We start from the raw sequence: 23371 nt of genomic DNA on the forward strand, positions 1-23371 counted from the left end.
GCAGCGGACCTATCCCGCCGCTACCGTGGCCGACTATTCCACCGCCGTTCTCACGCATCGCGCTGTTCAGCACCGTGCACGTGCCGCTCGTCCACCCGCTGTTCGCGGCCAAGGCGCTGGCCACGATCGACCACGTCTCGCACGGGCGCGCCGGTCTCAACATCGTGTGCGGCTGGAATCCGAGCGAGTTCGGCATGTTTGGCATGACGCTGGACGACGAAGGCTATGCCCGCGCCGCCGAATGGCTGGATGTGATCGAGAAGCTCTACGCCGCCGATGGTCCCATCGACTTCGAAGGCCGCTTCTACAAGCTGAAGCAGGCGATCACTCGCCCCGTCGCCCTGCAAAGGCCGCGCCCGGTGACGATGAACGCCGCCTTCAGCCCGCCGGGCCGCGACTTCGCCGCCAATGCCTGCGACCAGCTGTTCACGACCTTCACCACGATCGAGGAAGGCAAGCGCCACATCGCCGACATCGCCACGCGCGCCGCCGCTGCCGGGCGCGAGGTCGGCGTGAGCACCGTTTGCCACGTGGTGTGCCGCCCCACCGACGCTGAGGCCGAGGCCTATTACGAAGACTATGCCCTCACCAACGCCGACCACGATGGGGTCGAGCAGCATATGAGTTCAAAGCAGAAATTCTCCGGCTCGCACGATGACGAAAGCTATCGCCTCTACCGCCAGCGTTTCGCCGGCGGGGCCGGCAGTTTCCCGCTGGTAGGCTCGCCCGAGACGATCGCACGGCAGATGGCCGAGATATCGCAGGCCGGCTTCTCCGCCATCGCGCTGTCGTTCGTGAACTACCGCGAGGAGTTGCCTTACTTCTGCGAGAACGTCCTGCCGCTGCTGGTCGAGATGGGTTTGCGCGAAGATGTCATGGCCGTGGAAGCGGCCTGATGCGCAAGCAAGCCTTGATCGGTGGCGTGGCCCTGGTCGCCGCGATGATGGCAACGGCAATTGGCGCCGCGCCGGCACCGGCCTCGGCTCCTGACCCGAAGATGCGCAGCGCCGAAGCGGTGGCGGGCAAAGACCTCCGCGCACTTTACGATGTGCTCTGCCCCGTCGATGTCGTGCACCCGCCGGCGGAGAACGTGGCCGATCGGGCGAGCTGGTATTCGCCCCCGGCAAAGGCGTTCGACGATCTCTATTACGTCGGTCAGCAGGGCGTTTCCGCATGGGCGCTCAAGACCGACGAGGGCCTCATCCTGATCGACGCTCTGTTCGATTACTCGGTCGGTCCCGAGATCGTCGACGGGCTCAAGGCGCTCGGCCTCGATCCGGCGACGATCCGCTATGTCGTCGTCACTCATGGCCATGGTGATCACTACGGCGGCGCGCGCTACCTGCAGGACACTTACGACGCGCGGGTTGTGGCGAGCCGCAAGGACTGGGACGTGATCGCGCAGACCACCCGCTGGACCGATCCCAAACCTCGCCGCGACATCGTTGTCGATGGGGCGATGGACCTGGCCCTGGGCAGGACGGTAATCAGTCTGATCGAAACGCCCGGCCACACGCCCGGCACGCTGTCGCTGCTGTTCCCCGTCCACGACGGGGCTGAGCGCCATGTCGCCGCGCTGTGGGGCGGCACCGCGTTCAATACCCGGACGCGCGAGCAGTACGCGGGCATGGCCGCCTCGGCCGAGCGGTTCGCGGGGCTTGCGCGCCAGCGGGGTGCGGACGTCTGGCTGTCCAACCATCCGGTGTTCGACGATACGTTCGCGAAGATCGCCGCGGAGCGGAAAGGGGCAACCTCTCCCTTCGTGACGGGCCAGGCGACGGTGCAACGGGCCTTGAAAGTGGCCGCGCAGTGCAGCCGGGTCGCCCTTGCACGCGACTACCCATAGACCTCGAACCGGGTGGGCCATGACCTGCCGGACGGGCCGCAAGAACAGAAACGGAGCTTCCATGACTTATACGAGAACTCTCATTCGCGCGGCCGTCGTAGCCGCAGGCGCCACCTTGCTGCCGAGCGCAGCATCGGCGCAAAGCGCCCCGCCGCCGCAGTTCGCCATGTGCAAGGTCTGCCACAAGACCACCGACAAGGCTCCTTCCGCCATCGGCCCGACCCTTTGGCGCGTTGGCGGCCGCAAGGCCGGGACGCTGCCGGGCTATGCCTACTCGCCGGCGATGAAGCAGTCGGACCTGGTGTGGGATCGCAAGACGCTGATGGCCTTCCTCGCCAAGCCGCGCACCGTCGTGCCGGGGACCAAGATGGCCTATGCCGGGACCTCCGACCCCAAGGCGGCCGCCGCGCTTGCGGACTACCTGCTGGGGCTCAAGTGACCGTGCGCCGGATCGCCACCCTGCTGGTCGGCCATGCTACCCTAGCAGCCATGCCGGCGCTCGCCGCTCCCGATAAGGACGGGGTCGAGATGCGCGAGATATCGCCGGGTCTCACCTTGCCGTTCCGCGCGCTCGCGCCCGGATTGCCGCCGGTGCCGGACTACGGCAAAGCCAAGGCACCGCCGCTGCCGGTCGCCATTCCCGAGGGCTTCACGCCAATTTTCAACGGTCGTGACCTCGCCGGATGGCACGTCAGCAAGACATCCCGCCACGGCACCGCACCCGTCTTCGAGGTGCGTCAGGGCATCCTCATGGGCATGCAGAGCGCCCCGGGCCAGGGCGGCCAGTTGGTCACCGATCGCAAGTACCGCAATTTCGAACTCTCTTTCGACTTCAAGCCGGACTGGAGTGCTGACAGCGGCGTATTCTTCCGCACCACCGAAGAAGGCGCTGGCTATCAAGTCACGCTCGACTACGTTTCGAGCGACCGCGCCTACACGGCCGGGCCGGGGTTGAACCTGGGCAGTTTCATCGGTGAAGGCGGCGTCCAGGTGGGTGAGGTCCCGGCGACCTCGCCCAAGCTCGATCCCGCGCAGGCGGCGGCGAAACCGCAACCCGACTATGCGCATCCGCCGATCGAGCCGGTTCCCGACTTCTGGAAGCGGGAGCAATGGAACCACGTCCGGATCCGCGTGGCCGGAGATGTCCCCCATGTAACGGTGTGGATCAACGGCACGCAAGTGAGCGACACCACCGACACCGCCAACCATGCGGTCGGGGGAATGGTGGCGGGACCGATCGCGCTGCAGGTCCATGGCGGCTGGCAGCGCTGGCGGCCGGGCGACGTGCTGCGCTGGCGCAACATCGCGATCCGCGAACTGCCCAAGGACGCGAAGTAACATGGACCGTCGGCTGTTCCTCGTCTCGGGCCTGTTCGCCGCCTCGCTTTCGCTGAGCGGTGCGCGGGCGGCATGGGCTGCACCCGCGCCTGCGGCAAGCGCCCTGACGGCGCCGCAGATGCGATTCCTGTCCGCCTTTTGCGACACCATCATCCCGGCCACGGATACCCCCGGGGCCCTGGCCGCCGGCGTGCCCGCCTTCATTGACCGTATTGCCGTGCGCGCCAGCGACGAAGCGCAGATCGCCGCCTTGCGCACCTCTATCGACGGGCTGGAGCGGGTGCTCGACACGGCTGCGGGTCGGCCCTTCGCGGCGGCCCCCGCGCCCGTGCGGCACACCGTCCTTGCACAAGTTGACGCCGCCTCGATGCTGGGCCGCAAGGATTGCCGCGTGCCCGCCACCAGCGCGGACGATGCCGATGGAGCAACCTACCGGCTGCTCAAGGCTATCACGGTCTGGGGCTTCTATACATCCGAAGCCGGTGGCTCGCAGGACCTGCGCTTCGAACTGGTGCCCGGCGGCTATGCGCCCGATATCGAGCTTGCCGCCGACTGGCGAAACTACTGCAACGAAACGGTGCTTGGCCAATGAGTATCTCGAAGGACTTCGATGCGATCGTGATCGGCTCGGGCATCACCGGTGGCTGGGCGGCCAAGGAACTGACCCAGCGCGGCCTCAAGGTCGCGATGATCGAGCGCGGCCGCGTGGTCGAGCACGGCACCGATTACGCAACCGAAACGCTGGCGCCCTGGGAGTTCGACTACCGCGCCCAGCGCGATCCCGCCGCCACTCATGAGGGCCTCGCCGGCTATGGCATGAGCAACGCCAACCTCAACGGTGCGTCCTCGCTCTACCCGCTGACCCAGGCGCCGGGCTTCTTCGTGGCACCGGAGGATCATCCCTACCAGACGCCGCAGGACGCACCGTTCAACTGGACCCGCGCCTATGTGATGGGTGGCCGCTCGCTGGTTTGGGGCCGCAAGTGCTTCCGCATGAGCGACCTCGACTTCACCGCCAACAAGCTGGACGGCCATGGCACCGACTGGCCGATCCGCTACGCCGACCTTGCACCGTGGTACGACCATGTCGAAAGCTTCATCGGCGTCTCGGGCAGCACCGAGGGGATCGCCCATCTGCCCGACGGCCAGTTCCAGCCGCCGATGGCGCTCAACCACGTCGAGCAGAAATTCAAGGAATGGATGGAGGCGCACTATCCCGGTCGCAAGTTCATTCCCAGCCGCCTCGCCAACATGACCGAGGCAAAGCCGGACGAAGGCCGCTCGAACTGCCAGTACCGTAACCTGTGCGCGCGTGGCTGTTCCTTCGGGGCCTATTTCAGCACGCAGAGTTCCACGCTCCCCGCCGCGCAGGCGACCGGGCTGCTGACGGTGCTGACCGACAGCCGCGTCGTGTCGATCGAACACGATCCCGCAACCCGGCGCGCCAGCGGCGTGCGCATGCGCAATACCACTACCGGCGCGACCACGACGGTGACCGGGCGCACGATCTTCCTGTGCGCATCGAGCTTCAACAGCACCGCGCTGCTGTTGCAATCCACCAGCGAGGCGTTCCCCACCGGCCTTGGCAATACCAGCGACGTGCTGGGCCGCTACATCATGGACCATGCCTCGGGCGTGCAGGTCGTCGCGCATGTGCCGGGCTATCAGGACCGCAACTACACGGGCTTCCGGCCGACCAACCATTTCATCCCGCGTTTCCGCAACGTCGGGGGCGACACCTCGCCCGCGTTCCTGCGCGGCTACGGCATCCAGCTCGACGCCGCGCGTGCCAACTGGGAAGCGGGGGCTTTCGGCGCGGGCATCGGTGACGACCTCAAGCGCAAGGCCCGCCAGCGCGGCGACTGGCGCCTGCGCTTCAACCTGTTCGCCGAGACTTTGCCCGATGCCGAAAACCGCCTGACGCTGGACCCCGCGGCTCGCGACAAGGACGGTATCGCGCAAATCCGCGTCGCCCTGCGCTTCGGCGCCAACGAGCGCAAGTTGCTGGACGACGCCATCGCGCAAAGCGTCGAGATGGCCGAGGGCTTCGGCGCCACGGTCGTCTCCCGTCCCGGCGAGGGTTATGCGATCAAGGGCGCCATCCACGAGATGGGCGGTGTGCGCATGGGCCGCGATCCGGCCACCTCGATGCTCAACGGCTTCAACCAGATGCATGCGGTCGAAAATGTATTCGTGACCGATGGATCGGCGATGGCGTCAAGCGCCTGGCAGAACCCTTCACTCACCTACATGGCGATGACCGCGCGGGCTGCCGCATATGCGGTCGACGAGATCAAGCAAGGGAAAATCTAGCTATTGTTTCAATGCATTAGGGTGATATTTTTGCTGTATATCTTACTTCTACGCCCCCCAAAAGCATACGTTTGGGTTGCCCACCAGCCCTTGCCTAACTTGAATCAGCAAACTCATCACTGACGCGATGCCTTATCAGGTACCGATCTTAGTCTGTTCATTCCTCACTCTAAGTTGCTCGCGAAGGTCAGGATTGTCCGAAACCGACCCAGGCTGTGCGGAAACGTCTTCGCTGTCGTGGTCGATGGATGTCGTCCCAGGCCGAGTTTACGCGACGTTGTCTTAGCTGGCGATTGGTCTCAGCAAATTGCGGGTCTCATGACGTTGAGAGCGCGAGTGAGGTTGTAGGCGAGGACGTGGAGGGCCATTCGCGACTTGAGGATGCCAAAGAGATGCCCGACAGTCTGGCACCGGATGCGCATAGCGTCCGGATTAGCATCGAGCCGGTGCTGCATCTGTGCATGACCATAAGGGCGAAGATGGTCCATACAGGACCGCCTTTTCCGGTATTCGATTTAGAATTAAGGCTTGATACCGATCCATAGATACCTCTGCGCGGGAACGATTAGGCAGAATGATGGCTATGTTTGAACAGAGCTCAGTATCGGAGCGGATCTGAGCGGGTACCGAAGTCCTGAAGACTATGTGCGGCAAGCGGCATGAATCCGGGGTGATACTGGTGAAACACTCTAGGCTCAGGGCCTATTAAATTGGTTGCGAGGATGGGATAGGTTGGTTCAATGGTTGCGTGAGAGACGTCGCCATGAGTGATCTGCTCTGGCTGTCGGAGGCGCAGAAGCGCCGGATCGAGCCGTATTTCCCGCTGTCGCACAGCGTGCCACGGGTCGATGATCGTCGGATCATCAGTGGTATTATCTTCGTGATCAGGAATAGCCCGGGATGGCGCGATGTGCCCGCTGATTATGGACCTCCCAAGACGATCTATAACCGCTTCATCCGGTGGAGCAGGCTTAGCGTATTCAACAAGATCTTCGCGGCTCTTTCGGCCAAAGCCGGCAAGCCCGACCAGTTGGTGATCGACGCGACCCATCTCAAGGCGCATCGTGCGGCAGCCAGCGTGCTCAAAAAGGGGCTGTTCCCGACGTATCGGAGGCACCAAAGGCAGTCTGAACTCGGAGCTCCATGCCGTCTGCGACGGTCAGGGAAGACCGCTGGTCATGCTGCTGAGCGAAGGATAGATGAGCGACTATGAAGGCGCTGCCCTGATGCTCGACGCCTTGCCCAAAGCCGATGCACTGCTCGGCAATCGAGGCTACGATGCCGACTGGTTTCGCAAGGCGCTCGCGGAGCGCGGCATCACCGCCTGCATCCCGTCAAAGAGAAACCGGAAACCGACTCTTCAGACCCTGTCGTTCACAGACGGGTAGAGGAATGGTTAGTAAGTCGCACATCGTCTAGCAGGTGTTCGATCGCAGTGCGCTGCGCATCGGTGCCACCAATCCTGACGTCCCCATTGCAATGAGGTAAGTCATCGTGTCTCGCACGATAACCTTACCAAGCGCCCGCCGCCGTATCTGCAAGATATAGCGCGTCCAAGAGACAAACTTATTTGAAACCGTCCAGAACTGATACCCCTTCCTCGAAAGGCGTGTGCCATCAGCACCGGGAACACTCACGGGCAATAGCCGGGCGCCTTGCGCCTGACGCCGTGAGAGACACCTGGGAAGGAAGACAATGAGTTCCAGAGCTCTAGTATGCACCCTCATGTTAGGCGTGAGCACTCTCGGACTGACACGCCCCGTGCTAGCACAGGATCAAAGTTCAACGGGGCTGGACGTGCCAGCGGAGAAAGCACCAGCCGCAGAAGACGATGTTGCCGCAACGCCTCAAGACATCATCGTCACGGGTTCGCGTGTCATCAGGGACGGCTCGGCCAGCCCGACACCGCTCACAACCGTATCGACCGAAGCGCTGCTGGCGGCCTCCCCTTCGGGCACGATCTCGGATGCGTTGAATAATCTTCCGGTGTTCTCGGGCTCGCGTAATTCGTTCAGCAACCCTGGTTCCAACGCCACCGGCGTGCAGGGCGGCAACGGTGCCGCCAACGTCCTAAACTTGCGCAACCTGGGCACATACCGGACCCTCGTACTGTTCGACGGGCACCGTATTCCGCCCACGCTCTACAACTCGACCGTCGACGTCGATCTGATCCCGCAGGAACTGATCCAGAGCGTCGATGTCGTCACCGGCGGCGTTTCGGCAGTCTACGGCTCCGACGCTGTCTCGGGCGTGGTCAACTACGTGCTGAACAAGAAGTTCAACGGCTTCCGCGCCCATGCCGAGGCCGGCCTCTCGCAGTACGGAGATGCAGCGACCCGCAACATGGGCGGCGCAGCGGGCTTCGACGTCGGCGATCGCGGACACTTCGAGGCCAGCGTGCAGCACCGAGAGGCCGATGGCATCCTCCACCGCGTCGGTTCGCGCAGCTGGGACAACCTGGCCGCGCTGCAGGGCACGGGCTCGGCGACCAATCCTTATGTGCTGGACCAGGACGTGCGACTGGCTGCCTACAGCTTCGGCGGCAAGATCGCCTCGGGCGTGCTGGCCAACAAGACGTTCAACGCCAACGGCGTCCTCAGCGCCTTCGACGCCGGCACCTCGACCAACACCTCGTGCTGCCAGATCGGCGGCGACGGCGCCTACCAGGACGCCTCGATGATCTCTCCCTCGCGCGCGACGCAGCTGTTCGCCCGCTTCGACTATGACCTGACCGACGACGTCCACGTCTATGTGCAAGGCGCCGCCAACCTCAAGAAGAATAAGTCGTACACCGGCTGGAACGTCCTCAACGGCCTGACCATCAGCGCCGACAACGCTTTCCTGTCGCAGGACATCCAGGACCAGCTCGACGCCGCCGGGCAGACCACCTTCAAGATGAACGAAATCTGGTCGGGCGCCCCGCGCATCGAGGCGATGTCGAAGACCCGCCAGATCTACGTGAATGCGGGGATAGACGGCAAGCTGGGCGACTGGAACTGGGACGCGACGTACACGCACGGGTCCTCGCGCCTGAAGACAGTTATCAGCAACATCCCCAACCAGCAGCGCCTTGCCGCCGCGCTGGACGCCGTGGTCGATCCGGCGACCGGCAATGTCGTGTGCGCGGCCTCGCTGGTCAACTCGGCCTATGCCAACTGCGTCCCGCTGAACCTCTTTGGCCCCACCGCGTCGAGCCAGGCCGCGCAGGACTATGTGCTGGGCAGCGTCGGCTTCCTGACGCACACCAACATGGACGCCGCCGATGCCGCGATCAGCGGCACCCCGTTCGACACCTGGGCCGGCCCGGTCAACCTCGCGGTCTCGGCCGAATGGCGCCGGGTCTCGTTCGACGCATCGAGCACCGCGACCGCCACCGACTATGCGGACTGCACCAACCTCACCTACAACTGCAGCGTCACCACCGCGACCACTTCGGCGACGGCACTCTATCCCACCACCTTCCCCAACAGCGACACCGTCTCGCAGAGCGTCAAGGAAGCCGCACTCGAAGTCGAGGTGCCGCTGCTCAAGGACGTTCCCCTCTTCCGCTCGCTCAAACTGAACGCGGCGGCGCGCTATACTGACTACAGCACCAGTGGTGACTACTGGACGTGGAAGATTGGCGGTGTGTGGGAGGTCAACAACGACCTCAAGCTGCGCGGTACCATGTCGCGCGACATCCGGGCGCCCACGCTCTACGACCTGTTCCAGCCGACCACCGTCGTCGTGGGCACCTACACCGACGTCGCAGGCAACAAGTCTGTCTATGTGCCGTCGATCAACAACGGCAACCCGGATCTGACCGCGGAAGTCGGCCGTACCTACACGGCAGGGGCCGTCTACAAGCCAAGCTTCCTGCCCAGCACGACCTTCACCGTGGACTATTACCACACCGTCGTTTCTGACGCGATCACCACGGTACAGGGCTTCAACGCCGCCACACAGCAGGCCTGCATCAACACCGGCCTGTACTGCAACCTGATCGAACGCAACGCCGACGGCGACGTGACCGCATTCTACATCCGGCCGGAAAACATCGCCAAGGTAAAGACCTGGGGCATCGACGTCGAAGCCTCCTACGCCGGCCGCCTGTTCGACAAGGCGCTCAGCCTGCGCGTGCTGATGAACTACCAGCCGCACATCTACTACGAGCAGCCGGGCATCGCGACGATCGACCAGGGCGGCGCGGGCTGGGGCCAGAACGGTCTGATGCCCAGCCCGAGTGTGCAGGTTTCCGCGTTCCTGGGCTACCAGCTGACGGATTCGATCAAGCTCGACCTGTTCGAGAAGTTCCGCAACAAGTTCCGCCGCAGCGGTGTCGAGGCGCAGGTGTTCGCGGACGAATACGTCAGCAGCTATGCGACCACCAACCTGACGCTCACCTTCGATACCGGTTCGGCATGGAAGCTCCAGGACGGCGCGTTCTACGTCAGCGTGAGCAACCTGTTCAACGCCAAGCCCCCGCTCAGCGGCTACTATTCGGGCCAGAGCTCGGCCGGGCAGTCTTATTCGTTCTCCGACGATCCGACCGGCCGCGCCTTCCTCGTGGGCTTCCGTGTCAAGGGCTGAGGCGGGAGATGAACAGCAAGGCGCTCCCGATAACCGCAGCGATAAAGGCAACCGTGGGCGCGGCGCTCCTCCTGCTGGGCAGCCAGCAGACGGCGGCTAAATCGCCAGTTCAGGCCGCTCCGGCGGTCAAGACCACTTTCGTGCCGCTCGCGCGCGGGGTGCCGGGGGTGCTATACGAACCGACAGTGCCCGGGCCCAAGGCCGCGACCGCCGTGTTCGCGATGCATTCCTCGGCGGACTACCTGAGCTTTTCCGCTTGCACCGAACTGGCGCAGCGCGGCTACCGGGTCCTGTGCGCCAACAACAGCACCAGCAAGTCCGGCGCCGCCAACGACGGCATGCTCGACCAGGTGCTGGTCGAGGCCAAGGCGGCGGTCTCATGGCTGCGGCGGCAGCCGGGCGTGCGGCACGTCGTGCTGCTGGGCCACAGCGGCGGCGGTACGGTGATGAGCGCCTACCAGTTCATCGCGGAGGGTGGCCTCGGCGCCTGCCGCTCGGCCGAAAAAATCTGGAAGTGCCCCGGCAGCCTGGCGGATCTGCCCCCCGCCGATGGCGTGATGCTGATTGATTCCAACTGGGGCCTTGGCGCGATGACGCTGTTCAGCATCGACCCAGCCGTGAAGACCGAGGACAGCGGCACCGCGCTTGACCCGGCGCTGGACATGTACAATCCCGCCAACGGCTTCAGGGCAAGTGGCTCGCATTACCCGGCCGCCTTTACCCGCGCCTTCCTCAAGGCCGAAGGCGCCCGCAGCAACGCCCTGATCGCCAGCGCCGAAGCGCAGCTGGCCGCGATCGAGGCAGGCAAAGGCCCCTACTCGGACGATGCGCCCTTCGTGGTGCCCGGCGCGATCCTGCTCGGCAGCAACAACAAGTTGTTCTCGCAGGACGTCACGCTAATGGCGCACACGCGCAAGCCCTGGCCGCTGCTCCACGCCGATGGGAGCATGACTAACGGGATCATTCCCACCGTACGCGTGCCGGAGAACCAGCATAGCCAGACCCCCTCGCTGATGAAGGGCGCGCTCAAGACGACGGTGCGCAATTACCTCAGTTCCTACGCGATCCGCACTGGCCCAAACTTCGCCTACGACGCGAGTTCAGTGCACGGCGTGGAGTGGACCTCGACGTATGCCAGCCCTCCCGGCAACGTGCAGGGCATCACCGCCCCGCTGCTGGTGATGGGTATGACCGGGCACTGGGAATACCTCGCCAGCGAAACGATCTACGAACTCGCGAAAAGCCGGGACAAGTCGATCGCCTTCGTCGAAGGCGCGACGCATCTCTACGACACCTGCAAGGCCTGCGAACACACGCCTGGGCAGTTCGGCGATACGCTGACGACAACCTACGACCATATCGACGGCTGGCTGAGCAAGCCGGGACGCTTTACCGATCGTCCCCATTGAGGCTGCCGGCCCGAGAGGCGTCGTAACAATACAAAAAGGAATGAAGATGCGCAGCAAGCTGGGCCACTCGGCTCTCGTCGCCTCGGGCCTTGCCGCCCTGGCATTCGCCGGTGCCGGCCATTCGCAGACGGCGGCTCAGGCGATGCCGACGACCATCGGCCATGACGCGCAATTGCTGATCACCGCAGTTCCCGCGCGAGGCAAGGCCGCGCTGTCGGTGACGAGCCCGGCCTTCGCCGCCGGCGCCGACATTCCGCTGGCGAGCACGCAGTACGGCGACAACCAATTCCCCGGCCTTGCGTGGACCCGTGGTCCGAAGGGGACGCGCTCCTACGTCGTCGTGATCCAGGGCATGCTCGGCAAGGACGGCGCGCTGGAGGCCCGCACCAGCATCCATTTCGTCGCCTACGACATCCCGGCAGGGACCACCTCACTAACGCAAGGGATGACCACGCTGCCCGCAGGCGCCGCCTATGGCCCGAACGTTCACGGCCCTGCCGCCGCCTATGCCGGGCCGCATACCCACGACGCCAGCCGTCACCCCTATCACGCGCAGGTGTTCGCGCTGGACTCCGCTCTGGATGCCCGCGCCGGGGCCAGCTTTGCGGCGCTCAGGGCGGCGATGGCGGGCCATGTCCTCGCCTCGGGCGAACTGGTGGGCTTCGCCGCGAAGCCCGCGTCGGCGCTGGGCGCAGGCGAACTCGCCGCATCCGTGCCGGTCAGGATCGAGACCGGGCAGATCACCGGCGGTCCCGGCCGCGATACGTCGGTCGCGGTCTACAAGGGCATCCCCTATGCCGCGCCGCCGGTGGGCGATTTGCGCTGGCGCGCACCTGCCCCGGCCCTGCCCTGGACCGGCACGCGCAAGACCGAGACCTTCGGCCACGCGTGCCCGCAGCCCGGCGGCGAGATGGCGCGCGGCATGGCGCAAAGCGAGGACTGCCTTACGCTCAACGTGTGGTCGGGCGCCAAACCGGGCAGCGGCGAGAAGCGGCCGGTCTACGTGTGGATCTATGGCGGCGGGTTCATCGGCGGCACCGGCGCCAGCCCGGAGTTCGACGGCGAGGGCCTGGCGAAGAAGGGCGTGGTCGTCGTGACCTTCAATTACCGCGTCGGGGCGCTCGGGTTCCTTGCAACGCCAGAACTGAGCAAGGAGTCCCGCCACGGTGCCTCGGGCAATTACGGATTGCTCGACGATATCGCGGCGCTCCAGTGGGTCCAGCGCAACATCGAGGCCTTCGGCGGGGACCCGGCGCAAGTGACAATCGGCGGGCAGTCCGCCGGGGCCGGCTCGGTCGGTTTCCTGTCGATGTCCCCGCTCGCCAGGGGGCTGTTCCGCGCCGGGATCGCCGAAAGCCACGCGCGCTATCCGCGTGATACCGAACTGCGCTACCTTTCGGTCTCGTGGCGCCCGCTCGCATCGGCCGAGAAGCAGGGCGCGAAGTACGCCGCCGATCATGGCGCGAAAACCCTGGCCGAGCTGCGCGCGATGCCGTGGCAGCAGGTGATCGAGGGCAGCGCCACGATCGACGCCGGGGTCGAGACCGGCAGCGACGGTAAACCGCCGCTGTTCCGTCCGGTGGTGGACGGCTGGGTGATCCCTAAATCGTACTGGGACACCTACCAGTCGGGCACCCAGAACCGGATCGCCTACGTCGCGGGCAACAACAAGGACGAGACCGGCGCCGTCCCCGAAACCGCCTTCGCGGCGCTGCGCGCCAGCAAGACCCCGCCCCGCGCGGGCATGCCGCAGACCAGCGTCACCGTTGCTCAGTTCGAAGCCTCCGCCCGGCGCAAGTTCGGCAAGCTGGCCAGCGAGTTCCTCAAGCTCTACCCGGCCCGCACTGACGACGAAGCGGCCCTGCAGAACAACGCCTCGGTCCGCGACAATTCCCGCGTATCGACGTGGTTGTGGGGCACGCTGTGGACCAGGGCGAACCCGCAGCCGCTGCACACCTACTTCTGGACCCACGCCATCCCGGGACCCAGCCACGATACCCGAGGTGCGTTTCACGGCTCGGAGATTCCTTACGCTTTCAACAGCCTCGACGCCCTGCCGCAACCGTGGACGGCGCAGGACCGCGCGATCGCGGAAACGATGTCGTCCTACTGGGCCAACATTATCAAGACCGGCAATCCGAACGGGCCCGGCCTGCCCGAATGGCCGGCCTACTCCGCCCAAGTGCCGCAGGTGATGGAACTGGGCGACAACTTCGGCCCAATCCCGGCAGCGAGCTCGGAAAAAGTCGATTTCTGGAAGCGTTTCTACGCCACACAGCCAGCCTGGTGAAGCGCGGCGAACCTATCTCTGCGCTATCGCCTTCGATACATCGTTGTCAGCAAGCAGGCATAGGGAAGGGCGTCCGGGACCGAGGAGATAGCGGAAGATGCCAATGCTGAACGGCGCCGAAGCAACAGTACGAATGCTTCAACTTTATGGAGTCCGCCATATTTTCGGACTGTGCGGTGACACCAGCCTTCCGTTCTATGACGCACTCGCCCGGCTCGACCACGGCATCGACCATGTCCTGACCCGCGACGAGCGCAGCGCCGGCTACATGGCCGATGCCTATGCCCGCCTCACCGGTCGCCCGGGTGTCTGCGAAGGTCCAAGCGGAGGGGGGGCAACCTACATCCTGCCAGGGGTAGTGGAAGCGAACGAAAGCGGTATCGCCCTCCTCGCGATCACCTCGGACATACCGGTATCCGGCCGCGGCCATTTCGCCCTTACCGAACTCGACCAGAAGGCGCTGTACGCTCCGCTGACCAAGTGGAATGCGGTGGTCGACCGGGCCGATCAGATTCCGCATCTGCTGCGTACCGCTTTTCGTGCGATGACTACGGGCCGCACCGGCGCGGCGCACATCGGATTGCCCTACGACCTCCAGAAGCACGAGATCGACGCGGATCTGCTCTGGGCCCAAAGCGAAAACGCCCGTTTCCCCGCCCTGCGCTGTGGCCCCGACCCCGACGCGGTGGAGCAAGCGGCCGAGGTTATCCTCGCGGCCCGAGCGCCGGCATTCATCGTGGGCGGCGGTGTCGCGATATCCGGGGCAGAAGCATCCCTGCGCGCGCTGGCCGAACTGCTCGAGGCACCCGTCGCCATGTCCGTCAGTGGGCACGGCGCCCTGGCCGATCGCCATCCCCTCGCTGTCGGGGTCGTCGGCACCAACGGTGGCACCCAGGAAACCCGCGAGGCCATCGCCGACGCGGACACGGTGATCTTCGTCGGCTGCCGCGCGGGATCGACCACGACCGAACACCGCACCGTCCCTGGCAGGGACGTGCGCATCGTGCACATTGACGTCGATCCGATGGCGATTGGCACCAACTATCGGACCGACGCAATTCTGCTCGGCGACGCGCGTCTGTGCCTCGACGCATTGCGCAGCGCGATTGCCCGCCGCCTCAAGGGCCGGCAACGCAGCACCGGTGCAAGCGAACGGCTGGCCTTGCTCAAGATCCGCAAGCGCGAGTCCTTCGCTCGCCTGGCCGCATCGACACAAGCGCCAATCCGCCCCGAGCGCGTCGTCGCTGCGCTTCAGGCGGCGCTTCCGCGCGAGAGCGTAATCGTTGCCGATCCCGGCACACCCTGCCCTTACTTCTCCGGCCATTTCGCGCTGGACGAAGGAAGCCGCATCATCACCAACCGCGCGCAGGGCGCGCTGGGCTTCGCCTTGCCTGCCGCGATCGGCGCCTGCTACGCCGCTCCGTCGTCCAAGGTAGTGGCAGTCATGGGGGACGGTAGCTTCGGCTTTGCCGTGGGGGAGATGGAAACAGTGGTGCGCAAGCAACTGCCGTTGACGATGGTCGTCCTCTCCAACTCTTCCTACGGCTGGATCAAGGCCAGCCAGAAGACCGGCTACGGCGAGCGATACTTCTCCGTGGATTTCAACCGTACTGACCATACCCGTATCGCCGAGGCCTATGGCGTCAAAGCTTGGACAGTGAGCGACCCGGGCGAACTCGATGCGGTAGTCCGCGCCGCGATCGCACACGATGGCCCCACACTGATCGACGTCATTTCGCAGCCGCTGGAACAATCGAACGTGCCTGTCAGCCAGTGGATGGGATGACCATGACTGACGGCGTACCACTCCGCGGCGGACCATTCGCCTATCGCGACTTCCGCTTGTTCTGGATAGCGCGGATGGCATCGATGCTATCCCAGAGCAGCCTGGTAATTGCGCTGGGCTGGCTGGTTTACGATGTCGCCCGCAGGACGATGGACGTGCGCGAGGCCGCGCTCCAGCTCGGCCTCATCGGTCTGGTCCAGTTCGTGCCGATGTTCGTGCTGACGCCGCTGACGGGCTGGATGGCCGATCGCTACGACCGCCGCCACATGGCCGGATGGTCGTGCATCGCGCAACTGGCCGGCGCGGTGGTGCTGGCCTGGATGGTCCATGACGGGCGCGGATCCCTGCTCACGTACTTCCTGATCGCGGCTCTGACCGGTATCACCCGTGCCGTCTACCGTCCGCCGATCAACGCCCTCGCACCCAACACCGTGCCGCGCCCGCTGCTCCCGCGCGCGGTCGCTGCGAACGCCGTCGCCGGGCGGGTCGGTGCGATCCTCGGCCCGGTGGTGGGCGGCTACGCCTATGCCATCGCGCCCTACTTCGCCTTCGCGCTGAGTGCGGCGCTGCTGGCGCTGTCTTCGGGCGCGCTGTTCGCGATCAGCGCGATCGAGCGGCAGGAACTCGACCGTAACCGCCATCCGCTGCGCCAGATGGTCGACGGGCTGACGTACGTGCTGCGTCACAAGCTGGTGCTCGGCGCGATCAGCCTCGACCTCGTCGCTGTGCTGCTGGGCGGGGCGACCGCGCTGCTTCCGGTCTACGCGCGAGACATCCTCCACGTCGGCCCGGCGGGCCTCGGCAACTTGCGTGCCGCGCCCGCGATCGGCGCGTTGGCTTCGGGGCTATGGCTGTCATGGAAACCGCTGGACGGCAGGGTCGGCATCAAAATGCTTGTCTCGGTCGTCATCTTCGGCATCGCCACGATCGTCTTTGGCCTGTCACGCTCGCTGCCGCTGTCGCTGGTGTGCATGGCGGTGCTGGGCGGTGCGGACATGATCTCTGTCTACGTGCGCCAGTCGCTGGTGCAGATCGCCACCCCCGATGCCATGCGCGGCCGGGTCGGCGCGATCTCCTCGCTGTTCGTCTCCGCATCCAACGAGCTGGGCGAAGCCGAGAGCGGTTTCCTCGCCGCCGCCATAGGCCCGGTTCTGGCAGTGGTGCTGGGCGGCGCCGGGACCATTGCCGTAGTTGTACTATGGGCCCGCTGGTTCCCGGCGCTGCGCAAGGCCGACAGCTTCGAGCACCACATCGAGGAAGTGGTGTCCGCTGCAGCGCCAGGAGAGCGCGGTAGCCGAATTCCTTAGGTGGCGTGAACAAATTTGGGAATGGCTATATCCCCCCAGCGCCGGTCAGCCACGCTCCGGGATGGATCCCGGCCGTAAACGGAACGGCAGGTTGCAGGGAGCAGCATCAGTATAGCTGATGCTTTGGCTACGCGAGGTTAGCACTGGAGGGTCACCATATTGCTACTTGGCGCTTCAGTTGAATTCGCGGCTCCCGAACGGTCGGAAAGCGCGAGGTCGAGGCGTGCGTCAACGCTCCAACCCCAATCACTATCACAGTCACCAGAACAAGGAGCGCTGCGGGCGCCAGTAACCAAATGAGCTGAGGCATTGACCCCCTCGGCAAGGATAGCCAACCAGCGCGATGGCGCGCAAATACAGATGGATAGGGCACGACATCAGGTGCGTGGGCCCGTCATAGAAAACGGATAAGAACATCTCGAAGATGGCGGTCACGAATTCCGCCAGCATCAGGCCGGGTGGCAATAGGTCTGTCTGCCCGATCAACTAGCGCGGCAACACCCGCAATCCCAGCACCACGAGCGCCGGTGCATGATCCTGCTATTGGGCAATGGTGGAATATGTAAAGCCAGCAAAGGTCCATCATGGCGTTGGTAAAGGCCATCGCGCGGATCAGGCCTGGGGCGAACACACGGCCGGCGTGGCGGATCATTGCAACAAAGTAGAAATCTAAGGGGAATCCGCGAAATCCGTTGCAATTGCGGATCGATCGCAATAGCGGCCCTGCCAAATTGTATAAAGGGACGCTTACCGCATGATCCGACTTGTATCTCGTGGGCTGTTGTTGGGCACCATGCTGACCTCGGCAACGACAGCGTTCGCTGACGATGAGGGCAGCAAGGACACCAGCGTCATCGTCGTGACCGGTGAACGTGAACGCACCATCTCGTCCGCCGGCACCAAGAGCGCGATGCCGATCGCCGAGATTCCGCAGTCGATCAGCGTGGTAAACTCGGAACAGATTGCGCGTCTGGGGTTGCAGAACCTCAGCCAGGCACTGCGTTTCGTGCCGGGCGTCACCGGCGAACTGCGCGGCTCTAGCGCCGAAGTCTACGACCTGTTCACGCTGCGCGGTTTCGACGCCTATCAGTACCTTGACGGCCTGCGCGTGTTCTCCAGCCCGACCGGCTACGCGCAGGCGCAAGTCGATATGTCGCGTCTGGAACGTGTCGAAGTGGTGAAGGGGCCGGCATCAGCACTTTACGGCGCCAGCGGCCCGGGCGGCCTTGTCGCCATGACCAGCAAGCTGCCGCTCGACAAGGACCTGTATGGCGCTGTCAGCGCCAGCCTTGGCAATTACGATCTCTATCGTCTCGATGCCGATATGGGCGGCAAAGTAGGCGAAAATATCGGCTATCGCCTCTACGCCAGCGCCAATGGCGCGCATACGCAGCAGACCTGGGGCAAGCGTGAACGCCAGACCGTTTCGGGTGCGGTGACGCTGGGTCTTGGCGGTCCGACAAGTCTGACCCTGCTCGGCAACTACTCGCATGACCCTTATAATGGCACGTATGGCGGCTTCCCGGCCGTCGGCACGCTGTACGACAATCCCAACGGTCAGGTGTCGACGCATTTCGATGCGGGCGAGAAGGACAACCGCATCAAGCGCAACCAGGCCGCCGGAACCTTTATCTTCACGCATGATTTCGGCAGCGGCTGGAATTTCCGCTCGTCGGGCCGTTATCAGTACCTCAGCTCGAACTTTGCGCTGGTCTATTCGTCGGGCACCCTGGATGACACCCAGACCCAGCTAAGCCGTGGCTCCTACGTCGCCGACGAGTCGATGAAAAGCTGGACGTTCGACAACCAGCTGAACGGCACGGTCCAGACCGGCCCTGTCGAGCATCACGTAATGTTCGGCTTCGACAGCCAGGTGCTGCATTCGCGCGAGGAAGCCGCGTTCGGCACCGCGGATTCGATCGATATCTACAACCCGGTCTACGGCCTGACCGCCGTGCCGAAGACGGTGGACGAAGTGGTCGGCGGTGTGCCCAGCTCCTATCCGTATAACAACCGCCAGCGCGGCCTTTATGTGCAGGACGAAATGGCATTGGGTGGCCTGCGCGTGACCTTGAGCGGTCGCCAGGACTGGACCCGCGTTCACCCGATCGGTTCCGATGCGATCGAGAAGAACAAGTTCACCTATCGCATTGGCGGGCTCTACAAGCTGCCCTTCGGCCTTGCACCCTATGTTTCCTACTCGACGTCCTTCCAGCCCCAAGGCAACACGGTGGTCGACGAGAACGGCAACATCAATGGCTATGCCGACCCGTCCGTGGGCAAGCAGCTGGAGATCGGCGCCAAGTATCAGGTGCCCGGCACCCAGATCCTGGTGACCGGGGCGTGGTTCGACATCAAGCAGAGCAATGTGCTGGTCTATGTCGCGAATCTGGGCGGCTACCAGCTCAATGGTTCGCAGCGCTCAAGGGGCGTCGAGGTCGAGGCGACGGCGCCGCTGCCGCACGGTTTCCAGGCCAAGGTGGCCTTCAACCGCCAGTCGGTGCGTGATCAGGACGGCGCTCGCGTTGTCATGGCCGGTCGCGGCGGCATCACCGGCGATCTCGAATGGGCGCCCAAGGATGGCGCGCTGCAGGGCTTCGCGCTCGGCGGCACGCTGCGTCATGTCGGCCCGGTCGCAACCGGCGTGGTGGGGCTCAATACCCCCAGCTATACGCTGGTCGATGCGCTGGCCCGGCTGGACGTTGGCACGCTTTTCCCGCGCCTTGGCGGGATGACGCTGTCGGTCAATGCACAGAACCTGTTCGACAAGAAGTACCTGACGGGCTGCTATGCCGCCTATAGCTGGTGCTGGTACGGCAATCGTCGCACGGTGGTAGCCACGATCGGCTATCACTTCTGATCGGGTATCAACGGAATTACGACGTAACGAAATGGTCTGCGCCGCGCCTTTAAGGCGGGGCGCAGACCATTTCTGATTTTGGCCGACTGCGGAACGACCCGTCTTGATCCATCGACAGGTGACAACTGCCATTCCCCGACCAGTTCCCGGTGGGCTTCATTCTCGCTTAGGAGTGCGGGAAGTGTCGAAACGCTAAAGTTGCCCGCTACGTACAGCGCTTCGAGCCTGATTATAACGGTGAGCGTCTCGTTGATCCGCAACACAAGTCATGTTCTGCTCTTCGCGCTGCTTTGGGCTGTCTCAGCATGCGGAGGAGGTCTTAGCGGAATTCCGTCAATCGCCACCTGCCGTCGAACGCGCAATCTCCCATGAGTACTAAGGACGCTGGGAGATTTTTGATGCGTTTTCGGAACAAGACAGTGGTGGTGACGGGTGGCGGCTCAGGTATTGGCGAGGCGGCGGTGCGCCGTTTCGCGGCTGAAGGTGCCCGGGTGGTGGTCGCCGATATCCGGCCCGAGGCGATGGAGCGGGTGCTTGCTGCGATCGGCCCGCAGCGTCACCTCGGCCTTGTCGTCGACATGGAGGACATGGCCGCGATCGAGCGCATGATCGCCGTTACGCTCACGCGGTTCAGGCGGCTCGACGTGCTGGTAAACAACGCCGGGATGGGCTCGTTCGGGCGCGTGACCGAGATCGACATGGACCACTGGCGGCAAGTGCAGCGGGTGGACGTGGAATCGGTGTTCTGGGCCAGCCGCCTGGCGATCCCGCATCTGGAGAAAGTCGGCGGATCGATCGTCAACGTCGCCTCGGCCTCGGGCATGGCGGCGGATTACGGGTTCGCGGCCTATAATGCAGCCAAGGCCGCCGTTCTCAATCTTACGCGCGCGATGGCGATCGACCATGCGCCCGCGATCCGCGTCAACGCCGTCAGCCCCGGCCTCACCGCGACCCCGCTTGCCACCGGACTGACCGGCAATGCCGAAATGATGGCCGCCTACGAGCCGGTGCTGGCGATGGGCCGCCCGGCCGATCCGGGCGAAGTGGCTGCGGCAATTGTCTTCCTCGCCTCGGCCGATGCGTCCTATGTCAACGGCCACAATCTCGTCGTCGACGGAGGCATGACCGCACACACGGGGCAACCCAACTTCACCAGGCTGCTTGGCGAAAACAGCCATCTGGTCGAGGCGGAAAGCGCCGTGAAGCGCTGACGGATTTCCGTCCATCGCCTCCGCCGCAAGGCGGAGGCACAAGGCTAAACAAGTCAAAAAACACTCAGGAGGGGATTTATGAAACGAGTCTATCGTTGCTCTGCGGCCGTGCTCGCGCTGGTCGTTCCGGTCTTGGCGCATGCCCAGACTTCTCCGACGCCCGCTTCAGCGCCGGAAGCCGAGCAGGCCGGCATTGCCGATATCGTCGTTACCGCCAACCGCCGCAGCGAGCGGTTGCAAGACGTCGGCGCCTCGATCAGCGCCATCTCGGGCGATGAACTGAAGTCGCTCGGCGTCAACACCGCGCTCGACGTGGCGAACTTCACGCCCAACATCGAAATCATCCGCAGCTATGCCTCGCCGGGTTTCAACACCCAGATCACCATCCGCGGCGTCGGCCAGCCCGATTTCCAAGACACCACCGAGGCGACCGCAACCGCCTACGTCGACGAATTCTACATGATCGGCGCCGGGCAGGCGGACTTCCTGAGCTTCGACATCGCCCGCACCGAAGTCGCGCGTGGGCCACAGGGCACGGTGCAGGGGCGCAACGCCACGGCGGGCAGTATCAACTACTACACCAACCGGCCCAACTTCGACGGCACTTCGGGCCGGGTTTCCGCCACTATCGCGCAGTACGGCACCTTCCGCAGCGACGGCTATCTGAACCTGCCAGTCAGCAACACGCTGGCGCTGCGCGGCGCGTTTTCCACCGACACCAGCAACGGCTACTTGCGCAACATCAATCCCAATTCGAACTGGCGCAAGGGCGCGGCGGGCAAGTTTTACGCCGGGCGTCTCCAGGCGCTGTACCAGCCCAATGATCGGCTCTCGCTGTTGCTCAAGGCGGAACTGGGCAGGATGGGGCCGGTGGCGGGCGGCAATGAAAAGGCCTATCCGGTCGGCCAGATCGCCGGACTGCCGGGTACGTATCCAATCGCGACCGACGCCTATGGGCAGAACCAGCAGAACATCGGCGCGGGCGCGACCGACGTGACCAATTCGGACGGAGGCAACGAACTGCAAAGCAAGATGCAGCACTATCTTGCCACGCTGAACTACGATGAGGGCGACGGGCTTAGCTTCACCGCGCTGGGCGGCTGGTTGCAGACGAAAAAGTACAGCATCGAGGACTGCGACCACACGCCGCTGCCGATCTGCAACTTTTCCAACAAGGCGCGTTCACGCCACTGGATGACCGAAGGGCGCGTCAACTGGGACCGTGACGCGCTACGCCTGACGGTGGGGGCGAACTACCTGCGCCATTCCATCGTAACCACCTCCGCCTCGCCGCTGTTCTTCGGGGCAAGCGTTACTCCCTTCGGCGACACGCTTTACGGTCAGGCCTTCCGTGACCAGCAGACGCTGAAAAGCTGGGCGCTTTTCGGGCAGGCGGAATACGACCTTACCAGTCAGCTGACGGTGATCGCGGGCGTGCGTTATACGCATGACGACAAGGTGCTAAACAGCATCAACGCGGTGACCAACAGCCTGCCGCTGGACACGCCGCTGCCGATGTCGATCGAGGCGTATGAAGCGCTTCGGCGCCAAATCTTCGCATCACCCGATGCCAGCTTCACCGAGCTTTCGGTGGCCGCCAACGGCGATCTGGCGCACTTCCGCAAGGGTTTAGTCAACGCCAACGTGCAGTTGAACTACAAGCTGGTGGACGATGTGCTGCTCTATGCCAGCTACAAGCGCGGGCAGAAGAGCGGCGGCTTCATCACCGGCAACGTGGCGGGCACCGCGCCAGAGCTGCGCCCGTTTAAGGAAGAGACGAACAACGCCTTCGAACTGGGCTGGAAGGCGGACCTGATGGGCCGCCAACTGCGCGTCAACGGCGCGGTGTTCTACTATGACTACCGGAATATGCAGAACACCAGCCTGATCGGCATCACCAACGTCATCACCAACAACGACGCCAAAGTCTGGGGCGGCGAGATCGAACTGACCGTAAATCCGATGGGCGGCCTCAGCATTTCGGCCTCGGGCGGCTATGTGCATACGAAGGTGGATGGGATCTACAACCCGACCGGCGCCGTGGCGGTGCTTTCCGACAACCGCCTGCCGCTCGCCCCGCGCCTGACCGGGAACATCCGCGCGCGGTACGAGTGGGACCAGTTTGACGGCAAGCTGTTCGTGCAGGGCGCGGCGCGGGCGCGGACCTGGATGTTCCGCGACAGCCTGAACAACCCCTCGACCAAAATCCCGGGGCTGTTCGTCGCCGATGCGCAGGCGGGTTACACATCCGGCGATGGCGGCTGGTCGCTGAGCCTTTACGTGAATAACGTGTTCAATACGCGCAGGGCGATCAACCTGTTCGACATCTCGACGGTCGGCAATGGCGGCGAGGTGGTCTACCAAATGCCGCGTTGGTTCGGCGGGACGGCGACGGTCAACTTCTGATACGGAAAGGGCGGCCGGCGAGCCGCCCTTTTTGAT

At 64.3% G+C, this 23371-nt stretch carries 17 protein-coding genes; 16 read left to right on the plus strand and 1 reads right to left on the minus strand.

The annotated features are described in order from the left end of the window. The 13 genes from PKE80_RS09190 to PKE80_RS09250 all read left to right on the plus strand — a co-directional run. Window positions 1-896: LLM class flavin-dependent oxidoreductase (locus PKE80_RS09190; RefSeq protein ID WP_271182232.1), on the plus strand; the 896-nt coding region annotated here is incomplete at its 5' end. Further along, window positions 896-1846: an MBL fold metallo-hydrolase gene (locus tag PKE80_RS09195; protein WP_271182233.1), complete on the plus strand. Its 951-nt coding sequence runs from the start codon at window positions 896-898 to the stop codon at window positions 1844-1846. The genes PKE80_RS09190 and PKE80_RS09195, both read left to right, overlap by 1 nt. A 61-nt stretch (window positions 1847-1907) precedes the next feature. Then, window positions 1908-2285: a c-type cytochrome gene (locus tag PKE80_RS09200; RefSeq protein WP_271182234.1), complete on the plus strand. Its 378-nt coding sequence runs from the start codon at window positions 1908-1910 to the stop codon at window positions 2283-2285. Next, window positions 2282-3184 (plus strand): 3-keto-disaccharide hydrolase, encoded by a 903-nt coding sequence (locus PKE80_RS09205; protein WP_271182235.1) that lies wholly within the window; start codon window positions 2282-2284, stop codon window positions 3182-3184. The genes PKE80_RS09200 and PKE80_RS09205 overlap by 4 nt, the downstream gene beginning before the upstream one ends. A gap of 1 nt (window position 3185) precedes the next feature. Further along, complete coding sequence (locus PKE80_RS09210) at window positions 3186-3776, plus strand: gluconate 2-dehydrogenase subunit 3 family protein (RefSeq protein ID WP_008828082.1); 591 nt, start codon at window positions 3186-3188, stop codon at window positions 3774-3776. Then, the gene (locus PKE80_RS09215; protein ID WP_271182236.1) at window positions 3773-5497 is read left to right on the plus strand and encodes an FAD-dependent oxidoreductase; all 1725 of its coding nucleotides are present in this window, start codon (window positions 3773-3775) and stop codon (window positions 5495-5497) included. The genes PKE80_RS09210 and PKE80_RS09215 overlap by 4 nt, the downstream gene beginning before the upstream one ends. Window positions 5498-6260: 763 nt before the next feature. Then, window positions 6261-6710, plus strand: coding sequence for a transposase (locus PKE80_RS09220; protein ID WP_271182237.1), 450 nt, complete (start codon window positions 6261-6263; stop codon window positions 6708-6710). After that, complete coding sequence (locus PKE80_RS09225; protein WP_271182238.1) at window positions 6697-6885, plus strand: hypothetical protein; 189 nt, start codon at window positions 6697-6699, stop codon at window positions 6883-6885. The genes PKE80_RS09220 and PKE80_RS09225 overlap by 14 nt, the downstream gene beginning before the upstream one ends. Window positions 6886-7294: 409 nt before the next feature. Next, window positions 7295-10066, plus strand: a complete 2772-nt coding sequence (locus tag PKE80_RS09230; protein WP_271182239.1) for a TonB-dependent receptor plug domain-containing protein — start codon at window positions 7295-7297, stop codon at window positions 10064-10066. A gap of 8 nt (window positions 10067-10074) precedes the next feature. After that, the gene (locus PKE80_RS09235) at window positions 10075-11475 is read left to right on the plus strand and encodes an alpha/beta hydrolase family protein (RefSeq protein WP_271182240.1); all 1401 of its coding nucleotides are present in this window, start codon (window positions 10075-10077) and stop codon (window positions 11473-11475) included. 46 nt (window positions 11476-11521) lie between these two features. Next, window positions 11522-13765 carry a carboxylesterase family protein gene (locus PKE80_RS09240; RefSeq protein ID WP_271182241.1) on the plus strand — a complete coding sequence of 748 codons (2244 nt, stop codon included), beginning with the start codon at window positions 11522-11524 and terminating at the stop codon, window positions 13763-13765. Between the two features lie 103 nt (window positions 13766-13868). Further along, window positions 13869-15551 carry a thiamine pyrophosphate-binding protein gene (locus PKE80_RS09245; RefSeq protein ID WP_271182242.1) on the plus strand — a complete coding sequence of 561 codons (1683 nt, stop codon included), beginning with the start codon at window positions 13869-13871 and terminating at the stop codon, window positions 15549-15551. Between the two features lie 2 nt (window positions 15552-15553). Next, the gene (locus PKE80_RS09250) at window positions 15554-16858 is read left to right on the plus strand and encodes an MFS transporter (RefSeq protein WP_271182243.1); all 1305 of its coding nucleotides are present in this window, start codon (window positions 15554-15556) and stop codon (window positions 16856-16858) included. Between the two features lie 258 nt (window positions 16859-17116). Here the strand turns inward: PKE80_RS09250 and PKE80_RS09255 are convergent, their stop codons facing one another. Continuing rightward, a complete protein-coding gene (locus PKE80_RS09255; protein WP_271182244.1) occupies window positions 17117-17308 on the minus strand; it encodes a hypothetical protein in 192 nt (63 codons plus the stop codon). A 304-nt stretch (window positions 17309-17612) separates the two neighbouring features. Between PKE80_RS09255 and PKE80_RS09260 the strand changes: the two genes are divergently transcribed. From PKE80_RS09260 to PKE80_RS09270, 3 genes are all read left to right on the plus strand, one after another. Further along, entirely contained in the window at window positions 17613-19718 is a 2106-nt protein-coding gene (locus PKE80_RS09260) for a TonB-dependent siderophore receptor (protein ID WP_271182245.1), read from the plus strand. A gap of 398 nt (window positions 19719-20116) precedes the next feature. Beyond that, window positions 20117-20929 carry a meso-2,3-butanediol dehydrogenase gene (gene budC, locus PKE80_RS09265; protein ID WP_271182246.1) on the plus strand — a complete coding sequence of 271 codons (813 nt, stop codon included), beginning with the start codon at window positions 20117-20119 and terminating at the stop codon, window positions 20927-20929. 78 nt (window positions 20930-21007) lie between these two features. Beyond that, window positions 21008-23335, plus strand: a complete 2328-nt coding sequence (locus PKE80_RS09270) for a TonB-dependent receptor (RefSeq protein WP_271182247.1) — start codon at window positions 21008-21010, stop codon at window positions 23333-23335. The last annotated feature ends 36 nt before the right edge of the window (window positions 23336-23371 follow it).

Source organism: Novosphingobium resinovorum (genome assembly GCF_027922145.1).
GTDB lineage: Bacteria > Pseudomonadota > Alphaproteobacteria > Sphingomonadales > Sphingomonadaceae > Novosphingobium > Novosphingobium resinovorum.

Excerpts from the sequence above, each read along its gene's own strand:
- PKE80_RS09195 (WP_271182233.1), top strand. The coding sequence starts at position 896 with ATGCGCAAGCAAGCCTTGATCGGTGGCGTGGCCCTGGTCGCCGCGATG.
- PKE80_RS09200 (WP_271182234.1), top strand. The coding sequence starts at position 1,908 with ATGACTTATACGAGAACTCTCATTCGCGCGGCCGTCGTAGCCGCAGGC.
- PKE80_RS09210 (WP_008828082.1), top strand. The coding sequence starts at position 3,186 with ATGGACCGTCGGCTGTTCCTCGTCTCGGGCCTGTTCGCCGCCTCGCTT.
- PKE80_RS09215 (WP_271182236.1), top strand. The coding sequence starts at position 3,773 with ATGAGTATCTCGAAGGACTTCGATGCGATCGTGATCGGCTCGGGCATC.
- PKE80_RS09220 (WP_271182237.1), top strand. The coding sequence starts at position 6,261 with ATGAGTGATCTGCTCTGGCTGTCGGAGGCGCAGAAGCGCCGGATCGAG.
- PKE80_RS09225 (WP_271182238.1), top strand. The coding sequence starts at position 6,697 with ATGAGCGACTATGAAGGCGCTGCCCTGATGCTCGACGCCTTGCCCAAA.
- PKE80_RS09235 (WP_271182240.1), top strand. The coding sequence starts at position 10,075 with ATGAACAGCAAGGCGCTCCCGATAACCGCAGCGATAAAGGCAACCGTG.
- PKE80_RS09240 (WP_271182241.1), top strand. The coding sequence starts at position 11,522 with ATGCGCAGCAAGCTGGGCCACTCGGCTCTCGTCGCCTCGGGCCTTGCC.
- PKE80_RS09245 (WP_271182242.1), top strand. The coding sequence starts at position 13,869 with ATGCTGAACGGCGCCGAAGCAACAGTACGAATGCTTCAACTTTATGGA.
- PKE80_RS09250 (WP_271182243.1), top strand. The coding sequence starts at position 15,554 with ATGACTGACGGCGTACCACTCCGCGGCGGACCATTCGCCTATCGCGAC.
- PKE80_RS09255 (WP_271182244.1), bottom strand. The coding sequence starts at position 17,308 with ATGCTGGCGGAATTCGTGACCGCCATCTTCGAGATGTTCTTATCCGTT.
- PKE80_RS09260 (WP_271182245.1), top strand. The coding sequence starts at position 17,613 with ATGATCCGACTTGTATCTCGTGGGCTGTTGTTGGGCACCATGCTGACC.
- budC (WP_271182246.1), top strand. The coding sequence starts at position 20,117 with ATGCGTTTTCGGAACAAGACAGTGGTGGTGACGGGTGGCGGCTCAGGT.
- PKE80_RS09270 (WP_271182247.1), top strand. The coding sequence starts at position 21,008 with ATGAAACGAGTCTATCGTTGCTCTGCGGCCGTGCTCGCGCTGGTCGTT.